Genomic DNA, 17,549 nt, shown 5'->3' with positions numbered 1-17,549 from the left:
ATTGTATCTTCGCCCCTTATGAATAAAGAAGCAGTATTAAAGCTTAAGTCGCTACTTTCAGCGCCTAAAAAGATAGTGATTGTACCACATAAGAACCCAGATGGTGATGCAATGGGTTCAACACTTGCCCTTTATATTTACCTAAAAAAAACAGGGCATGATGCTCTAGTGATCGCTCCTAACGATTATCCTAAATTTTTAAAATGGTTACCTTGTGAAGATACCGTTTTAAAATATGAGCACAATAAAGAGGAAGCTAACTCTAAAATTGCCGAAGCTGATCTTATTTTCACTTTAGACTTCAACGCACTCTCACGTACTGGCGAAATGGGTGATGTTTTACAAGAAGCCACAGCAGATTTTGTCATGATAGATCATCATCAACAACCTGATGATTATGCTGTAGTTACATACAGCGACGTGACAATTTGCGCTACCAGTCAGATGGTTTATCATACCTTAGAGCAATTAGAAGCTACAGATCTTATAGATAAAGATATGGCTACCTGCATGTACACCGGTATTATGACAGACACCGGTTCTTTCAGGTTTAGTTCTACCACGTCAGAAACACATCGTGTAATTGCTCATCTTATAGATCATGGTGCAGATAATGCATATATTCATGAGCAAATCTATGATGCTAACAGCTTTCACAGGATGCAACTTCTGGGCAAAGCGCTTACAAATCTCACAGAAGTGCCAGGATATAAAACCGCATTTATTACACTCACTCAGGATGAACTCGATACTTTTAATTATCAAAAAGGAGACACAGAAGGTTTTGTGAACTACGGGCTCTCACTTGATGGTATAAAACTTGCTGCCATTTTTATAGAAAGCAGACAAGATAATATTGTGAAAATATCATTGCGATCAAAAGGTGATTTCTCTGTAAATGAAATGGCCAGAACGCACTTTTCAGGTGGTGGTCATATCAATGCAGCCGGTGGTAAAAGTGATGATTCACTTGCTGAAACCGTTGCATATTTTATTAGTATATTACCCCAATATAAAGAAGCCCTACATGAATAGATTCTTGACAGCGATTGCGGTTCTCTTTACGGTTTTCGCCTGTAAAACTCCAGAAGCACGCAGACCTATCTCTCAAAAAACCGGTTCGACTATAGAAGCTTCTATAGAGCGTAATAAAAAGCTCAATGAGAAAGAAGAAAATATTATAGAATCTATCATCAATCAAAATCCAGATAGAGAATATTTCTCATCTGCCAGTGGTTTCTGGTACTATTATAATGTACAAGACACGAGCACAACTCAAAAACCTGTAATAGGAGATCTGGTAAATTTTGATTACGATATTAAAAGCCTTGATGGCAAAACAATTCTCACTCAGAAAGATCTGGGCACACAGAACTACCAGATAGACCAAAGCAATCAAGAATTAATTTCTGGCTTGCGCGAGGGATTAAAACTTATGAAAGAAGGAGAAACGGTTACTTTCCTTTTCCCTTCTCATAAAGCCTTTGGCTACTACGGTTATGAAGATAAAATAGGCTCTAACCTGCCTATTCAATCTACGGTTACCCTAAATCAAATAAAAACAAATAACATTGAAGATTAATTATGAAAAAACTATCACTGGTTCTTTTTACACTTATGCTTGCCTTTGTTGCCTGCGACGACAAATATCCAGATCTTGAAGACGGGATGTACGCTGCAATACAAACAGATAAGGGCACTATGCTTGCTCAACTTTATTTTAATAAAACCCCTGCAACTGTAGCTAGTTTTGTATCTCTGGCAGAAGGAAACAGCAAAGCCGTAGATTCTGCATACAAAGGAAAACCTTTCTACGACGGACTCACATTTCACCGCATCATCAAAGATTTTATGATACAAGGTGGCGATCCTGAAGGTACAGGAAGCGGTGGCCCGGGCTACAAGTTTTTTGATGAACTAAGACCAGAACTGCGCCATGATACTACCGGTGTTTTATCTATGGCAAATTCAGGATTTGGTACAAACGGAAGTCAGTTTTTTATCACAGATGCCGCTACTCCACATTTAGACGGTTACGATCTTGCAGGTACACTAAAAGATTGTGAAAACCCAAGAGTAAGCTGTCACACTGTTTTTGGCAGACTAATAAAAGGTTTTGATGTACTTGATTCTATCACAGAAGTAGAAATGGAAAACCCACAGATGGGAAGACCTAAAACACCTGTAAACATTCAAAAGATAACGATTATACGAAAAGGTAACGCTGCCAAAAAATTTGATGCTCCTGCCGTTTTTGATAAAGAACTTGCTAAAAAAGCTGAAGAAGATCGTGCTGCAGCTGAAGCAAAAGCTGAAAAGCTGAAAGCGGTAACAGCTAAATTTGATGAGCAACGTGCACAGGCAGATACTCTGGAAAGTGGACTAGCGATCTATTTTCAGAAAAAAGGAGATGGCCCTAAACCTAAACTTGGTCAGACAGTTCTTGTAGATTATGCAGGTTATTTTAGCGATGGTGAACTTTTTGACACCAGCATAAAAGAGGTTGCAGATGAATATGAAAAACAAACCCGCCCAGAAGGTCAGTATGAATGTATTGAAGTGGCTTACAGCCCAGATGCGCGTATGATCGCGGGTTTTAAAGAAGGAGTACAACAAATGAAAGTGGGCGATAAAGCAACACTTTTCATTCCTTATCACCTGGCTTATGGAGAGCGCGGTTATGCTGTGATTCCAGCCAAGGCAGATCTAATTTTTGAGATCGAGATTGTTTCTATCAAAGGAGAAGAAAGCAAATAAGAATTTCGCTTAAAGCGAAAAAAAAACCGCTGTACACATCAGCGGTTTTTTTATGTTCAATTTTTAAGAAAACATGTCGGCAGATGTTAAGCTCTTCTAAAAAATGGCAGTTTGTGTATTAAAATTAGGTTGCCTGACATTGATTTTACTAAACTTTGCAATTCACATTAAAAATTTTGAACATGATAAGATTTAAAAATAATATTCTAAAGTTAGTGCTCGCAGGAGCTTTAATAGGCGGTATGAGTTTAACAACCCAGGCACAGGAGACAACAGCTCCGGCAGCAACAACCGCTGCTACTGAAGTATCTACTGCAGAACTGAATAAGTTTGCAGATGCATTTAAAGAAGTACAGGTAGAAAACCAAACCGCCCAGCAGGAAATGATGGGAATCATAAAAGATAAAGGGCTTAATATACAACGCTTCAATGAGATTCAAAAATCAACAATGGATCCTAACAGCAAACTTGAAGTTACAGACGAAGAAATGAAAATGCACGCTGCAATTGTAGGCGAACTAGAAAAAATGCAGCCTGAACTGGAAACTAAAATGGAAGCTATTATTGAAGATAGCGGTTTAACGTTAGATCGTTATAAAGCGGTGGCTATGGCACTTCAAAACGATAAGGGCCTACAACAAAAGTTTCAGAGTATTCTAATGAAAAAACAAACAGAAGGATAAAATTCTTACCGAATTATAATTAAAAAGGTGTCACGTTGTGCGACACCTTTTTTTTATTTAGAGTAATGGATTTATTACACTCTAACAGGAATATCTTTTAATATCTCCTGAATAAATATCCAGAATTTTTGCACTGAAGATATACTAACGCGCTCATCTGGAGAATGAGCTCCTTTAATTGTGGGGCCAAAAGAGATCATATCAACATCAGGGTAATTCTGGCCCAGAATACCACATTCTAAACCTGCATGACAAGCGGCGACATGAGGTTCTGCATTGTTCAATTTTTTATATTTCTCTACTAAAACCTTCAGTATAGCGCTGTCCATATTAGGTTTCCAGCCCGGGTATTCACCCGAAAATTCAACATCGCAACCTATAAGTTCAAAAGCACTGCGAATGGTGTTAGCAAGATCTATACGCGTAGATTCTACAGAAGAGCGCGTTAGGCACAGAACTTCAATCTTTCCATTCCCTACTGAAACGCGAGCTACATTATTAGAGGTTTCTACTAAATCTGCAATATCCGGACTCATACGAAAAACGCCATTCCAGGCAGTCTGCATCGCTCGTATAAAACCTTCCTGCACACCAAGATCTATTACCGTTTTGTATGCTTCAGCTTCAGTAAATGTAAATTTAAGATCAGGATCTATACTTTTATATTCATCTTTTATCGTTTCGGCCAGCTCATTCATGTCTTCTAAAAAAGCATCCTTATGAACGGAATCTATATTGATACAGGCAACGCTTTCGCGAGGAATCGCATTCCGTAATCCACCACCATTTATTGATGAAATTCTTATTCCGTAATTTTCAAATCCGTCAGTAAATAACCGATTTATGATCTTATTTGCATTACCCAGACCTTTATGAATTTCCATCCCAGAATGACCACCTTGCAAGCCGTTAACCACAATCTCAAAACCGGTTTTTCCTGCTTCAACAGGTTCTTCCTTATAAGTTCTCGTGGCGGTGATATCTATACCGCCGGCACAGCCTACCCCTATCTCATCATCTTCTTCGGTATCCAGATTTAGTAAAATATCACCGTTTAAAATACCACCTTTTAAGCCCATTGCACCAGTCATGCCGGTCTCTTCATCTATCGTAAAAAGCGCTTCTATAGCGGGATGCGGAATATTTTTGCTCTCAAGAAGCGCCATAATAGTCGCAACACCGAGACCATTATCTGCACCCAGCGTAGTGCCTTGCGCCTTAACCCAATCACCTGCTATTTGCATCTGGATACCCTGCTCATCAAAATTAAAGGTAGTGTCGTTGTTTTTTTGATGAACCATATCAAGATGCGACTGAAGGATCACCGCTTTTCTATCGTGCATACCGATTGTCGCCGGTTTTTTAATAATAACATTGCCCACATGATCTACAAAAGTTTCCAGCCCAAGATTTTCACCAAACTGCTTCATAAAATCTATGACGCGATCTTCTTTTTTAGAAGGGCGTGGAACTGCATTAAGGTCTGCGAAATTCTTCCAAACGGAAACGGGTTGTAATTGATATATTTGAGAATTGCCCATAAAATTAATTTTATGCAAATTTAACCTTCCAGAGATTTTAATTACCTTGATTTGGTTATAATATACAATCAATTTTGGGATTCGCAGCTTTTTAAATCAACTTGAAATTTTTGACTTATACAGATGAGAAGTCAATAATTTATAATGCTATAAAACATAAGACCATTATGGGAATTTTTCAGGCTTCCATTCATTTGATATATGTAATAAGCACCAAAGGTGCACATATCGTCCTAGTTTAGATAAATAAAAGTATATTTAGTACGCATATAAACAAGTTAGCGACAAGCAAAACAAACGTGTGAATTAAATATATTTTATACGTGTATTTATTTTTTTCATATCTTTGTGGAAGAACTTTAATAATATCGCCATGAACACAAAACTCACTTTAACAATTGAACAAGAGATTATTAAAAGAGCAAAGGATTATGCTAAGGAAAAAAACCGTAGTCTTTCTGATATAATTGAAAATTACTTAAAAGTTCTTACAAAGGAAGAAAAGCAACAAAAAGACAAAAAATTGAATCCTGTGGTTAGTTCCTTAAAAGGTTCTTTCAAGATGCCAAAAAATATGGATTATAAAAAAGAACTCAGAAACCGTTTAGAAGAGAAATATTTATAATGGATAAAGTTCTTATTGACACAGATGTCCTCTTAGATTTCTTTTTTGATCGAAAACCGTTTGCGGAATTTGCTGGTGAAATTCTAAATCTTTGCGAGGAGAATAAATTAAAAGGTTACACAACTCCTGTAATTATTTGCAACGTATATTACTTATTAAGAAAAACAGCAAACCACGATCTGGTTATAGAAAAAATAAAACAACTTTTAACCCTAATAGATGTACTTATAATGGATAAAGAAGTTGTGTTAGATTCCTTGAATTCAGGTTTTAAAGATTTTGAAGATGCACTACAGAATTTTTCAGCTGTAAAAAATGGAAAAATCAATATTGTCTTGACAAGGAATATCAAAGATTATAAAAAAAGTGATTTGGCTGTATTAACTCCAGAAACATATTTAAAAGGAAACGCCAGTCGCTAACACTATATAACAGAAATGGTGGCTAAGAGAAGATTTCAAAAGCCGCTGTTTATTTGTGAAAATCGGTTAAAAGCCGAAAAATTGGTAATTTACTCCACCACTTCGGTTATACGAGACCGTTACATACAAGAGCGCCACAAAATTAAAATTGCTTACTAGCTTCAAAAATCTAGTATTTTACCACCAAAATCGCTCAAAAACATCTCAAAACTGGAAGGAAACTGTCAGGAAACGTTCAGGAAGATTGCGGATAAAAATCCGGTTTGCGGACCAAAAAAACGCTAAAAACCTATCAAAAATCCGACAGAACCTAGGCGCAAACGTTGCGGAAAAAATCCATTCGGCGAACCAAAAAACTCCTAAAAACGCCGAAAAACTATCTCAGCGGATTAGAAAATCAGAATGGATAAAAACCACTAAAAATTGACCAAAATCGCGGACAATCAATCAAAACTGAGAACGGATTTTAGAATATTACGGACTTCTCTCCTAGCTAAAAAAGCTGAGTTGGTTAAATGCTCCAGTATGTAACAAAGTATAAAAGCAATAACGGCGGATTTTCTGCCGAAAATCAGTGCGTTTCTGCTACTTTTCTGCAAGCGGAAAATTTGTTGTATATTTTTTCCGTTAAAGCGTTTATACAAAGCCGTTACCCACAAGCTGAAAACCAGCCACATATTTTAGCACTTTCGGTTTTTGCTGACACACAAAGCCAACGCTAAAAAAACCAAAAGAGCTAAAATTTTCCCAACGCTTGAGAATTATGTATTTAAGTATTTGCTTAAATAAGAAATAAACGTAACTTTGTGTTATGGAAAATAATTCTTGCATAAGACAACAAGCCGATATTAAACAAATAAATCGTTGCAAAGACACAGTTTCGGAATTAAGCGAATCGTTCGACTATTTGGCGAACGGACTTTCATTAGTCGGAAATAGCGTTCGACTAAAAATACTTTACCTACTCTTTGAGGAAAAAAGACTTTGTGTTTGTGATTTAAGCGACATTCTCGGAATGAATATTTCTGCTATTTCTCAACATTTGAGAAAAATGAAAGACAGAAATCTATTGGAAACCGATAGAGAATCCCAAACGATTTTTTACTCACTTACGGCTGAATACGAAAAATTACTGAACCCATTCTTTGAGATACTTGATAAAAACAAAATTTTAGAAACGATATGAAAAGCGAAAACAAATTAATTGGTGCAGGTTTGTTAACTGCTATTACAGCTTCATTATGTTGTATTACACCAGTTTTGGCTCTAATAGCAGGAACAAGCGGAATTGCTTCAACATTTTCGTGGATTGAACCTTTTAGACCTTATTTAATTGGACTGACAATTTTAGTTCTTGGCTTTGCTTGGTATCAAAAACTTAAACCTCAAAAAGAAATCGACTGTGATTGTGAGACGGACGAAAAACCAAAATTTATTCAATCAAAAAAATTTTTAGGAATTGTAACCGTATTTGCAATTGTAATGTTGGCTTTTCCATATTATTCAGGAATTTTTTACCCAAACACAGAAAAGCAAATAATTGTAGTTGACAAATCGGATATTAAAACAACTGAATTTAAAATCAGCGGAATGACTTGTGCGAGTTGCGAAGAACACGTAAATCACGAAGTAAATAAACTCAACGGAATTGTAAACTCAAAAACGTCCTACGAAAATGGAAATGCAATCATTGAGTTTGACAAAACCAAAACCAACGAAACGGAAATCGAGAAAGCAATTAACTCAACAGGTTATAAAGTAACCGACAAAAAAGAAAACTAATGGAAGTTCAATTAAAATCAGAAATTACTTGCCCAAATTGTGGACATAAAAAAGTAGAAGATATGCCAACAAACGCTTGTCAATTTTTCTACAAATGTGAGAATTGTAAAACGGTTTTGAAACCAAAAGAGGGAGATTGTTGTGTTTATTGTTCTTATGGTACAGTAGCTTGTCCACCAATTCAAGAAAATAAAAGTTGTTGTTAAAAAGCCAACGCTAAAAGCCATACACATTTGTAATTCACTTCAGCCGACACACAAGCCAAAAATCACAAAAGAGTATGTCTTTGCCAACGCTGAAAACCAAGCTGAACGGAATAAAGCCAGTGGGTAACAACGTATATAAAAAATAGCGGTTTAGGTGCTAAATCGAAATGGATTTTATAAATTTAAGGTCTGTGTTTAACCGAAAAATTAGTGCAAAAAATCCGCTACTTTTCATATACAAGACCGTTACACGCAAGAGCTTCACAAAATTGAAGTTCGATACCAACTTCTAAAATCAGGTTTTTAAGCCAAAAATCATCCGAAAATATCTCAAAATCGGACTGAAACGGTCTGGAAACTTTGCGGAGAATTTCGGACAAAAACTTGGTTGGCGGACCAAAAAAACGACCAAAAAATACCGGGAAACGGACCTGAAAATCAGAGCGGAAAAAGTGGATCAAAACGTTCAAAAATCTACCAAATTTGATCAAAAATCGGTAAATTATAGAAGAAAATTGGAATCGATAAACTGACTAAACTCGCAACGTAAAAATACCGGAGTTGGGCCGTGCTCCAGCGTGTAACAAAGTATAAAAGCAATAACGGAGAATTTTCTGCCGAAAATCAGCGCGTTCCTGCTACTTTTCCGCAAAGCGGAAAATTTGTTGTATATTTTTTCCGTTAAAGCGTTTATACAAAGCCGTTGGCAATAATACAAAAACAGAAATCTGAATGAAAAATTGGAGTAAAGAAGCAGCTTTAAATTCTCTGAATTTAGCAATTGAGGAAATAGACAATTTGATGACTCTGAAAAGTAATTCAACTGAACATATTAGATGGCTTTCTAATACATTAAGACTTTTAAAAGAGGTGTTCGGACAAAATTCTACATACTACCAAACTTTACATCACTTGAGCTGGCGAGAAACAGGTCAAATGCTGATCCAAAGTTGGGACGTTGAGGGAGCAATTGAGAGAAGACATCATCAAGCATATTTAGGTCAACTTGAAACTGCTAAAGGGTTATTATTAGCTTCAAAAGACCATTTAGAAGCAAGTGAAATAAGTGAAGTCTATAACGGAGATAATACGGCAGAAGAAGCAAGTGACTTAATTCAAATTATAAATTTGGGAGAAAAGAAACTACGAAAACTTATTAGAGAAACACCTACTAAAGAGAAGCAAGTCCAAGATAAATATGAAGATTTGTTAATAGCAAATGATATAAATTATGCAAGAGAATTTCCTCATATTGAATATTCATCAAAACAATATGTTCCAGATTTTAGTATTGAGAAATTGGACCTAGCGATTGAAATTAAACTGTGTAAGAAAGATGAAAAATTATTAATAGCACAAATAAATGACGACATTTTAGCATATAAAACTAAATTTAGAAATTTAATATTCTTGATATATGACATCGGACAAATTAGAGACGTTGATAAATTTAAAGATTCAATTGAACTTCACGAAGATGTTATTGTGCAAATAATTAAAGAATAAAGTACTATTGCCAACACCGTATAAAATTAATTGCTAGTGCTGGTTTACTTACGAAAATCCTCGCGGATTTTCTATTCGGTTAATATTTACTAAGTTTATAGCTACAACCACGCAACTAATCTTATACAAACACGTTATACGTAAATGCTCCGCAAATTAAACCGCAAGCAGAGCGGACAAAACTTGACGGACTTTGACAAGGCTCCTGAATATTTGAAAATCTAAGCGGATTTTTAAGCAGCGGACGCGATTTTTGGTACTTGCAGGTGGGTTTTTCGACTCCAGAAAATCGGTGAAATCTGGGCAAAAATCGGTGGTTTTTGGTGTAAAATCCCTTTTTTCTCCAATCACTCGTGTCGCATCTCCGTATAACACTGGCTATAAGCAATTGCTGCGGAATTTTCTCTCGAAAATTCCTATCTTTCTGCAAAGGTTTGTGGCTAAGCGAAAATCCTAGCGGATTTTTACGCAAATGCGCATAGCCGAGAACCGTTGTATTTAATTGCGCAGCTTTTTTGGAATGGGTGGTTTTTATTCGTTTAGAATGGAGGGTCAATGCAGCTTGATAAAGCTGCTCAAGTCTTTAGCGATTGTCATCGTGGAAAGCCCACTTTCCAACGTTGAGAACGTTAAAAGACTTGAATAAGGTAGCGATTTTTTTTGACAATGTCAAGTTCGATACCGCATGGATCCGTAATCTAAACGAATAAAAACGCTTGCCCGACGGGGTTTATCCCCAGATAAAGACCATAGGGCAAGGCCGCACCCATGATTTTCCATTTTTTCCAAATCAGTACGCGAAGCTGCACAACTCCGTCCTTTTCGCCCCTTTTGCTAAGGCAATTGTCGAGGGCGAAAGAACTAAACACAACAGCGCATATAAGCCATAACGCCCCATCATTTCTGTGAAGGTATCGTCTTTTGAAAAAATATGATACCTTTAGTGAGCGGAGGTGAGGCGTTACGGCTCATATCCGCGAAACGTTAAACACAATAGCTCCATAGAGATTTAAGTTCGTTACCAACTTCCAAAATCCGGAATTTTACCACAAAAAACGCTCAAAAATATCTCAAAATCACACCCAATCAAACTGGAAACTGAATGGAAAATTGCAGATAAAAACCTGCCTTGTGGAGCAAAAAAACGGCCAAATATTGTGGAAATCAATATTGTAATCTGAAAGCGCTAAAAATCAGTAGCAAGTAAAATCATGCCGGAAACTGAACGGAAGATTATGGAAAAAAATAGATAACCAATACGTACAAAAGCGAACTGGAAACTCAAAAAATCCACCGAAATTAACCAAAATCGCAATTCCAGAAATAAATTTGAAAAAGTGACAGACATATATAGAATACTAAAAATGCTAGAGTTGGGTAAGTGCTACAGTGTTTAACAATGAACTAAGCTAAAATCCAAGCTTTCTTCTACTTATTTTACCATGTAGTTAGCATCATAGCATAATCCGGATTTAGCTATTGCAAACGCTTGTTTTATCAGCTTGTTACAAACTGCAATCAAAGCCAATTTCTTACTCTTTCCCTTAGACACGATACGATCAAAAAGAGCTTTGCACTGCGCATTGTGAATGTAGGCGGTAAAACTGCACATAAATAGATGGTTACGCACAAGACCGTCGCCTGTTTTACTTATTCGCGACCTTCCCCGTATACTACTTCCAGAGCTACGTTCATTTGGTGCTAATCCCAGATAGGATGATACTTGTTTATAACTTAAAAAATCTTTGAAGTTAGCCGTACTAAGCATCAATAATACTGCTGTCTTTTTACCTATTCCTGGAATAGTCTGGAGTCTTGCGTATAAGGATGGCTCATTCGCTTTTATCAAAGCCTCAACCTCCTGTTCCAACAGCTGACGCTCTTTTTTAAGAGCTCGTAATTGACGCTTTATGGAAGTAATCATCTTGCCTTTAGTCTGCCCACGACTCTCAAATGCGTGCAACTTGTTCTTCAAGGCCGTAGATTGCTTCAAATACATTTGTATTAATGATAGCAATTCTCTGCCGCTCTCTATATACTCAGGGTCTGGTTCCCAATGCTCTAACTCCTGTTCACAGCTGTACCTGTAGATCATCAAAGCATCACTCTTATCGGTCTTTACGCGCTTGAGCTTCATCTGTATATACCTTTTGATAACCAAAGGATTTACAACACTTACACAAATACCCCTGCCATACAAAAACATAGCAAGCTGGTGATGATAACAGCCTGTCGCTTCCATAACACAATGAGAACTCTCCGGAATAGCCTTTAAAAAAACTTTAAAACCTTTCGTATCATTGGAATAACTACTGTGCCCAGTTTGGCTGCAATAAACATCAAAGCAGTCCTTTGAAATATCTATCCCAAAAAATAATGTACTTTTAATCATAGAATAATTAATTTAGAAAAGAACAAGCTACTTGATTTACAACATCCTAAAAACAAGCTCTAAAGGCCTAATGAACTAAAGGTAATTAAGTAGTAAAAGAGCAGGGATTTACATTGTTGACGGAATCTGAAGTTCCTACGGCTATACTAACCTTACTCTGCTCTTTTGTTCTTTTGAATTGATATTGAAATTTAATAGAAACAAACTTAGGATGGCTATAAGCCATAGCTTATTCCCTACCCTTTTGGAAAATCCTGCGGATTTTCTCCCGCCAGTTTCTTTTTGCTATCTTAGTTTACAAAACCACGCTACGGACACATAGCCTAAACCGTTATACGTAAATGCTCCGCAAATTAAAACGCAAGCAGAGCGAACAAAACTTGGCGGACTTTTAAAAAGCTCATGAATATTTGAAAATCTAAGCGGATTTTTAAGCAGCGGACGCGATTTTTGGTACTTGCAGGTGGGTTTTTCGACTCCAGAAAATCGGTGAAATCTGGGCAAAAATCGGTGGTTTTTGGTGTAAAATCCCTTTTTTCTCCAATCACTCGTGTCGCATCTCCCTATAACACTGGCTATAAGCAATTGCTTCGGAATTTTCTATCGAAAATTCCTATCTTTCTGCAAAGGTTTGTGACTAAGCGAAAATCCTAGCGGATTTTTACGCAAATGCGCATAGCCGAGAACCGTTGTAAAACATTATGACCGAAATTACAAAGAGAGAATGACAAGACCTTTCAGGAAAATAAAAGATTGGTTTCAAAACTGGAAGTTCAAACTAGAACATAATAATAATGCTAAAAGGCTTAATTCAGAATTAGAGAAAGCATATTATAAATCAAACTCGACCGACATAATAAAAATACTCTTTGAACTTGATAAAAAAGCTGGATTAAGTTCTTATGACATTGTTCCTTTTTTAAAGAGAATTAAGTTAATGCCCTATAGGAATTCCTTTGTAGAAAAAGGAAGTGGCGGCGCGGTTACTGACAGACATAGAAACGATGAACTTTTTAAAGAACTTGAACAACTCGATTTTATAAGGATAATAGAAAATAAACTGTTTTCAGAATCAAGAGGAACAAGATATAAAACTCCTGCCGAAGAATGTGTTTTAAAAGTTAAGTTATTACCCAAAGGGATTGATTATTTAATAGAATACAAAAAAAGAAAAAAAGACTATCGTTTTGCTATTATAACCATAGTTTTATTATTTATGACAGCACTGTTTTCAATACCACAAGCTTGTAATAATTGGGAACAATATCAAACGTTAAAGGGCGCCAAGAAAAACGAAGAGATGAGAAAATTCAAGTCTAATATAAAAGAAAACGACAGCACAATAGGGAGAAATAAGAATAAGCTGGAAAACGGTGTAAAACCGAACTCTTAATCAAACCAATCTCCGAAAATGCCTCAACATTAAACAAAACAACGTTTTACAACAATGCATAACAGAAATGGTGGCTAAGAGACGATTTCATAAATCACTGTCTATTTGCGAAAATCGGGTCAAAATACCAAAAAATCGGTAATTTAACTCCACCACTTTGGTTATACGAGACCGTTGTAAAACATTTGAAAAAAACCATCGCCATACTAATATTGAGTTTTCTGCTATTTAGTTGCGGACAGAATAACAGCGAAAAGAAACAAATAGCGATTGAAAAACCAATCCAACATTTTATGACTTTTCGATTGGCAGATAATGAATTAGTTGAATATGATATCGACACACTTAAAAACTTCAATGAAATATTAAAAATTCTGGACGAAACAGATTGTTTAAGAGAATACGCAATGTTTAAATTGGAAACAGAAGATAAAATCTATAAAATTCAACCTTTACAATTTTGCGAGAGTATATTTGATTACAAATTGAGGGAAATACTTTATGTAAATACTGATAGCATTACTGTAAACTACGAACTGAAATTTCCAATTGATAGCCTAAAATTAGCTTTGACAAATCATTTATTTAATCCAAGTAATGATAGAAATTATTCTCTTGCAGACGAGAAAAAACTGATTAGTATAAACATTGATAGCACTAAAAATATAGCTCAAACTAAAAAACTACTTTTGAATTTAATTAAGGAATTAAATGAAATGGAAAATAAGCCTAATTTCGGTTTTATGTTTGAGGATAAAGGAATATTTCCGAAACCAATTATTGTGGAATAAAACGTTTTACAACAACGTATATAGCTCATAGCTGGGCAGTTGCTTAACTCAAAGTTCAAGCATATTTGCGAAGTCCGCCAAATTTTTTAATTTGGCTTATTGAAAAGAAAAGGTAATAAGAAAATTAAAAAATTCGGCTCGTGCTTAACCGAAAAGTTATCGCTAATTTGCACGCTACGAGCCATATACAAGACCGTTATAGCCAATTAAAAAAATGTGCTTTCCTGAAATAGGTTGACTAAAAATTAAACCTTTTAGCACTATACCTAATGAAAGACGAAAAACCACCCTGCCGAAAAAATTCTTACAAAAAAGTAGGTTATGAACTCAAGCTGTTGATCATCGACCAGATCCAGAACGGACAGATTTCCGTAAACCACGCTTCTGAAAAATACCAGATCTCCAGGTCCTCTATTGACTATTGGTTAAGAAAATATAGTACTTTAGAACAAAAGAAACGAGGCATGAGCAAGAAAGACGAGATCAAAAAACTTAAGGAACGTATCGAAGAACTCGAGTTCGTAAAGGACTTCCAACAGGATGTTATCGCCGATATGGAACTCATCACAGGAGTCGATATGGCAAAAAAGTCATTACCCAAAACATTGGCAGAAGAGATCGAAAAAAAGAAACAAGACCGTTTAAAAGAAAATGGTTGATACAATGTTTTGGGATCAGTAAACAAGCCTTCTACAAGCGCTTGAGATCGCATAAAACCAAAGTAACCAATGACCAGATCATAATCCAAATGATCAGGGAGTATAGAAACGAAGTCGGGCTAAGAACCGGAGGGATCAAACTCCACGATAACCTTAAACCCAAAATGGAACAACGGGGAATAAAAATGGGAAGGGACAAGTTCTATAGGCTCTTAAGAACCTATAACCTATTGGTACCAAGGACCAAACGATTTTTTATAACCACCAATTCCAAACATCAATTCTATAAACACAAAAACCTGGTCAAGGACAAAGCCCCTACCCGATCCGAACAGCTCTGGGTAAGTGATATCACCTATATCAAAACAGAAAAAGGGCACAGTTACCTGGCTCTGGTCACAGATGCCTATTCTAAACAGATAATGGGCTATAAACTTGCTAACCATATGAAGACATCACTTTGTATAGACGCTCTGGCTATGGCTATTAAAAACCGCAAATACCCCAATGAAAAGCTCATCCACCATTCCGATCGGGGATTTCAGTACTGTAATCCAGCATATACCGAATTTGCCAGACAAAACGGGATTACCATGTCCATGACACAGCAATATGACCCCTACGAAAATGCTGTGGCGGAACGCATCAACAGAACCTTAAAATATGAATACGGACTTAAAAAAACTATAAAAAACTGTACCTTAGCTAAGAAGATGATCAAAAGGGCCGTGCATATTTACAACAACAAGAGAACACATCTAAGCTTGAAACTCAACACACCAGCCTTTGTTCATATAAACCAGAATGTACCCTATCGTTCCTACAAAAAGAATAAAGAAAATCTAGAATTTTTGACCTTTTAAATAACCAAAAATGAACCCGAAAAAGGTCAACCTATTTCAGTATAATACAAAACTCAATGGCACAAAAACCTGATACAACTAAAATTCAATTAATTAGTGATGATTATAAAGTTCTTAAAAAGAATGATAATATAATTGTTATTGAACAAAAAGATAAAAGTGAAAATTCTAAAAGCTTTTATGAAACACCTCTTTTTTTAAGCTTGTTCTTTCCAATCGTTATTTCGTTATGTGGATTTTTTATTGCACGTTGGTGGTTTAGGTTAAAAGAGAAAAAAGAAAATGAAAAACTTGAAGTGGAAGTGGAAAAAATAAGAGAAGATATAAGAGTACTAAAGAAATCATTTCAGCCAATAGTTTTATCAACCATACAACTCACACAGGAAAAATTAATTAACGATAAGATACTAGCCTTAAAAGAATTAGCTTCTTTTAGATATAAGTTCTTTGCGATGGAACAAGATTATATCCAGGGACAGCCATTTATTGAAGATACTTTTGAATATCACCAATCTGTTTATGGAAAAGTAAATGAAACTTTATTAAACGATTTAAAAGAAATAGTTTTAAAAAAGGGATTTCTATTTCCAAAAGGAATCAAAGACAATATGAACTTGCTTATTTATGAATTATCTGACATCTATGAAATTCAAAAAAGGGAATATTCTAGTCAAATACAAGAAATGCCTAATGAAGTAATTAAAATATTAGAAAGACTTTCCGAGAAACTAAATATTGTTATTGATGATATAAGAACAGACCTTCACATAGATAATAGTTTTATACACGACTTTATTGAAAAATATAAAGATTTGTAAAATAACTGGCTATAACACCATATATAAGCTATGGCTTGGTCAGTCCTCACTTGGAAAATCCTGCGGATTTTCCATAGCCAGTTTTTATCTGGAAAGATAAGTGCCGAGACACGCCACAGCCCATATACAAAACGTTACACGCAAGAGCTTCACAAAATTGAAGTTCGATACCAACTTCTAAAATCAGGTTTTTTCAACCAAAAATCGCCCGAAACATCTCAAAATCGGACTGAAACGGTCTGGAAACTTTACGGAAAATTGCGGACAAAAACTTGGTTGGCAGACCAAAAAAACGACCAAAAATACCGGAAAACTGACTCAGCGGACCTGAAAATTAGAGCGGCAAAAACGGATCAAAAATGTTCAAAAATCCACCTAAACTGATCAAAAATGAGAAAAATATAGTGGAAAACTAGAATCTCTAAACCGAATAAACTTATAACGCAAAGTTACCGAAGTTGGGGTTGTGCTCCAGCGTGTAACAAAGTATAAAAGCAATAACGGCGGATTTTCTGCCGAAAATCAGCGCGTTCCTGCTACTTTTCCGCAAAGCGGAAAATTTGTTGTATATTTTTCCGTTAAAGCGTTTATACAAAGCCGTTACACGCAAGAGCTTCACAAAATTTAAGTTCGCTATCAACTTCAAAAATCCGGTTTTTTAAGCCAAAAATCACCCGAAAATATCTCAAAACTGGACGGAAACTGTCTGAAACGTTGTGGGAAATTGCGGATAAAAATCTCGTTTGCGAACCAGAAAAACGGCCAAAAGCACCGAAAAACTGACTCAGCGGACCTGAAAATCAGAGCGGAAAAAGTGAATCAAAACGTTCAAAATCTACCAAATTTGATCAAAAATCGGGAAATAAAGATAAAAACAGGAATCGATAAACTGACTAAACTCACAACGCAAAGAACCGGAGTTGGGCCCGTGCTCCAGCGTGTAACAAAGTATAAAAGCAATAACGGCGGATTTTCTGCCGAAAATCAGCGCGTTCCTGCTACTTTCCGCAAAGCGGAAAATTTGTTGTATATTTTTTCCGTTAAAGCGTTTATACAAAGCCGTTATACGTAAATGCTCCGCAAATTAAACCGCAAGCAGAGCGGACAAAAC

17 protein-coding genes are annotated in these 17,549 nt (G+C 35.9%); 15 read left to right on the top strand and 2 right to left on the bottom strand.

The window, feature by feature from the left end; all coding sequences use genetic code 11:
• Positions 1-18: 18 nt before the first annotated feature.
• The 4 genes from ACH3O9_RS14805 (at position 19) to ACH3O9_RS14790 (ending at position 3,440) form a co-directional block, all read left to right on the top strand.
• Positions 19-1,035: a DHH family phosphoesterase gene (locus tag ACH3O9_RS14805; RefSeq protein ID WP_416441782.1), complete on the top strand. Its 1,017-nt coding sequence runs from the start codon at positions 19-21 to the stop codon at positions 1,033-1,035.
• Positions 1,028-1,582 (top strand): gliding motility-associated peptidyl-prolyl isomerase GldI, encoded by a 555-nt coding sequence (gene gldI / locus ACH3O9_RS14800; protein WP_416441780.1) that lies wholly within the window; start codon positions 1,028-1,030, stop codon positions 1,580-1,582. Before ACH3O9_RS14805 ends, gldI begins: the two co-directional genes overlap by 8 nt.
• A gap of 2 nt (positions 1,583-1,584) precedes the next feature.
• Positions 1,585-2,757, top strand: coding sequence for a peptidylprolyl isomerase (locus ACH3O9_RS14795; protein WP_416441778.1), 1,173 nt, complete (start codon positions 1,585-1,587; stop codon positions 2,755-2,757).
• A gap of 182 nt (positions 2,758-2,939) precedes the next feature.
• On the top strand, positions 2,940-3,440 hold the full coding sequence (locus ACH3O9_RS14790; protein WP_416441776.1) for a DUF4168 domain-containing protein: 501 nt from the start codon (positions 2,940-2,942) through the stop codon (positions 3,438-3,440).
• Between the two features lie 74 nt (positions 3,441-3,514).
• Here the strand turns inward: ACH3O9_RS14790 and ACH3O9_RS14785 are convergent, their stop codons facing one another.
• Positions 3,515-4,981: an aminoacyl-histidine dipeptidase gene (locus ACH3O9_RS14785; protein WP_416441774.1), complete on the bottom strand. Its 1,467-nt coding sequence runs from the start codon at positions 4,979-4,981 to the stop codon at positions 3,515-3,517.
• A gap of 373 nt (positions 4,982-5,354) precedes the next feature.
• Here ACH3O9_RS14785 and ACH3O9_RS14780 point away from each other — a divergent pair, with 373 nt between their 5' ends.
• From ACH3O9_RS14780 to ACH3O9_RS14755, 6 genes are all read left to right on the top strand, one after another.
• The gene (locus ACH3O9_RS14780; RefSeq protein WP_416441772.1) at positions 5,355-5,606 is read left to right on the top strand and encodes a DUF6364 family protein; all 252 of its coding nucleotides are present in this window, start codon (positions 5,355-5,357) and stop codon (positions 5,604-5,606) included.
• Positions 5,606-6,028 carry a type II toxin-antitoxin system VapC family toxin gene (locus ACH3O9_RS14775; RefSeq protein WP_416441770.1) on the top strand — a complete coding sequence of 141 codons (423 nt, stop codon included), beginning with the start codon at positions 5,606-5,608 and terminating at the stop codon, positions 6,026-6,028. The genes ACH3O9_RS14780 and ACH3O9_RS14775 overlap by 1 nt, the downstream gene beginning before the upstream one ends.
• A gap of 811 nt (positions 6,029-6,839) precedes the next feature.
• On the top strand, positions 6,840-7,214 hold the full coding sequence (locus tag ACH3O9_RS14770; protein WP_416441768.1) for an ArsR/SmtB family transcription factor: 375 nt from the start codon (positions 6,840-6,842) through the stop codon (positions 7,212-7,214).
• Entirely contained in the window at positions 7,211-7,810 is a 600-nt protein-coding gene (gene merTP, locus ACH3O9_RS14765) for a mercuric transport protein MerTP (protein ID WP_416441766.1), read from the top strand. The genes ACH3O9_RS14770 and merTP overlap by 4 nt, the downstream gene beginning before the upstream one ends.
• Positions 7,810-8,016 carry a GDCCVxC domain-containing (seleno)protein gene (locus tag ACH3O9_RS14760; RefSeq protein WP_416441764.1) on the top strand — a complete coding sequence of 69 codons (207 nt, stop codon included), beginning with the start codon at positions 7,810-7,812 and terminating at the stop codon, positions 8,014-8,016. Before merTP ends, ACH3O9_RS14760 begins: the two co-directional genes overlap by 1 nt.
• Positions 8,017-8,748: 732 nt before the next feature.
• Positions 8,749-9,522, top strand: coding sequence for a hypothetical protein (locus ACH3O9_RS14755; RefSeq protein ID WP_416441762.1), 774 nt, complete (start codon positions 8,749-8,751; stop codon positions 9,520-9,522).
• A 1,432-nt stretch (positions 9,523-10,954) separates the two neighbouring features.
• On the opposite strand, the gene ACH3O9_RS14750 is transcribed toward ACH3O9_RS14755, so the two are convergent.
• A complete protein-coding gene (locus tag ACH3O9_RS14750; protein ID WP_416441748.1) occupies positions 10,955-11,914 on the bottom strand; it encodes an IS110 family transposase in 960 nt (319 codons plus the stop codon).
• A 724-nt stretch (positions 11,915-12,638) separates the two neighbouring features.
• Here ACH3O9_RS14750 and ACH3O9_RS14745 point away from each other — a divergent pair.
• The 5 genes from ACH3O9_RS14745 to ACH3O9_RS14725 all read left to right on the top strand — a co-directional run bounded on the left by ACH3O9_RS14745 (position 12,639) and on the right by ACH3O9_RS14725 (position 16,438).
• Entirely contained in the window at positions 12,639-13,307 is a 669-nt protein-coding gene (locus tag ACH3O9_RS14745) for a hypothetical protein (protein WP_416441760.1), read from the top strand.
• Positions 13,308-13,492: 185 nt separating this feature from the next.
• Entirely contained in the window at positions 13,493-14,098 is a 606-nt protein-coding gene (locus ACH3O9_RS14740) for a hypothetical protein (RefSeq protein WP_416441758.1), read from the top strand.
• 269 nt (positions 14,099-14,367) lie between these two features.
• Positions 14,368-14,757: a helix-turn-helix domain-containing protein gene (locus ACH3O9_RS14735; RefSeq protein WP_416441756.1), complete on the top strand. Its 390-nt coding sequence runs from the start codon at positions 14,368-14,370 to the stop codon at positions 14,755-14,757.
• Positions 14,754-15,620, top strand: a complete 867-nt coding sequence (locus ACH3O9_RS14730) for an IS3 family transposase (RefSeq protein WP_416441754.1) — start codon at positions 14,754-14,756, stop codon at positions 15,618-15,620. The genes ACH3O9_RS14735 and ACH3O9_RS14730 overlap by 4 nt, the downstream gene beginning before the upstream one ends.
• 56 nt (positions 15,621-15,676) lie before the next feature.
• Positions 15,677-16,438 carry a hypothetical protein gene (locus ACH3O9_RS14725; RefSeq protein ID WP_416441752.1) on the top strand — a complete coding sequence of 254 codons (762 nt, stop codon included), beginning with the start codon at positions 15,677-15,679 and terminating at the stop codon, positions 16,436-16,438.
• Positions 16,439-17,549: the final 1,111 nt, after the last annotated feature.

The sequence above is a fragment of the Leeuwenhoekiella sp. A16 genome, from assembly GCF_047946675.1.
Classification (GTDB): Bacteria; Bacteroidota; Bacteroidia; order Flavobacteriales; family Flavobacteriaceae; genus Leeuwenhoekiella.
Note: the sequence above shows the minus strand (reverse complement) of the source record. Positions and strands in the feature narration are given on the sequence as shown.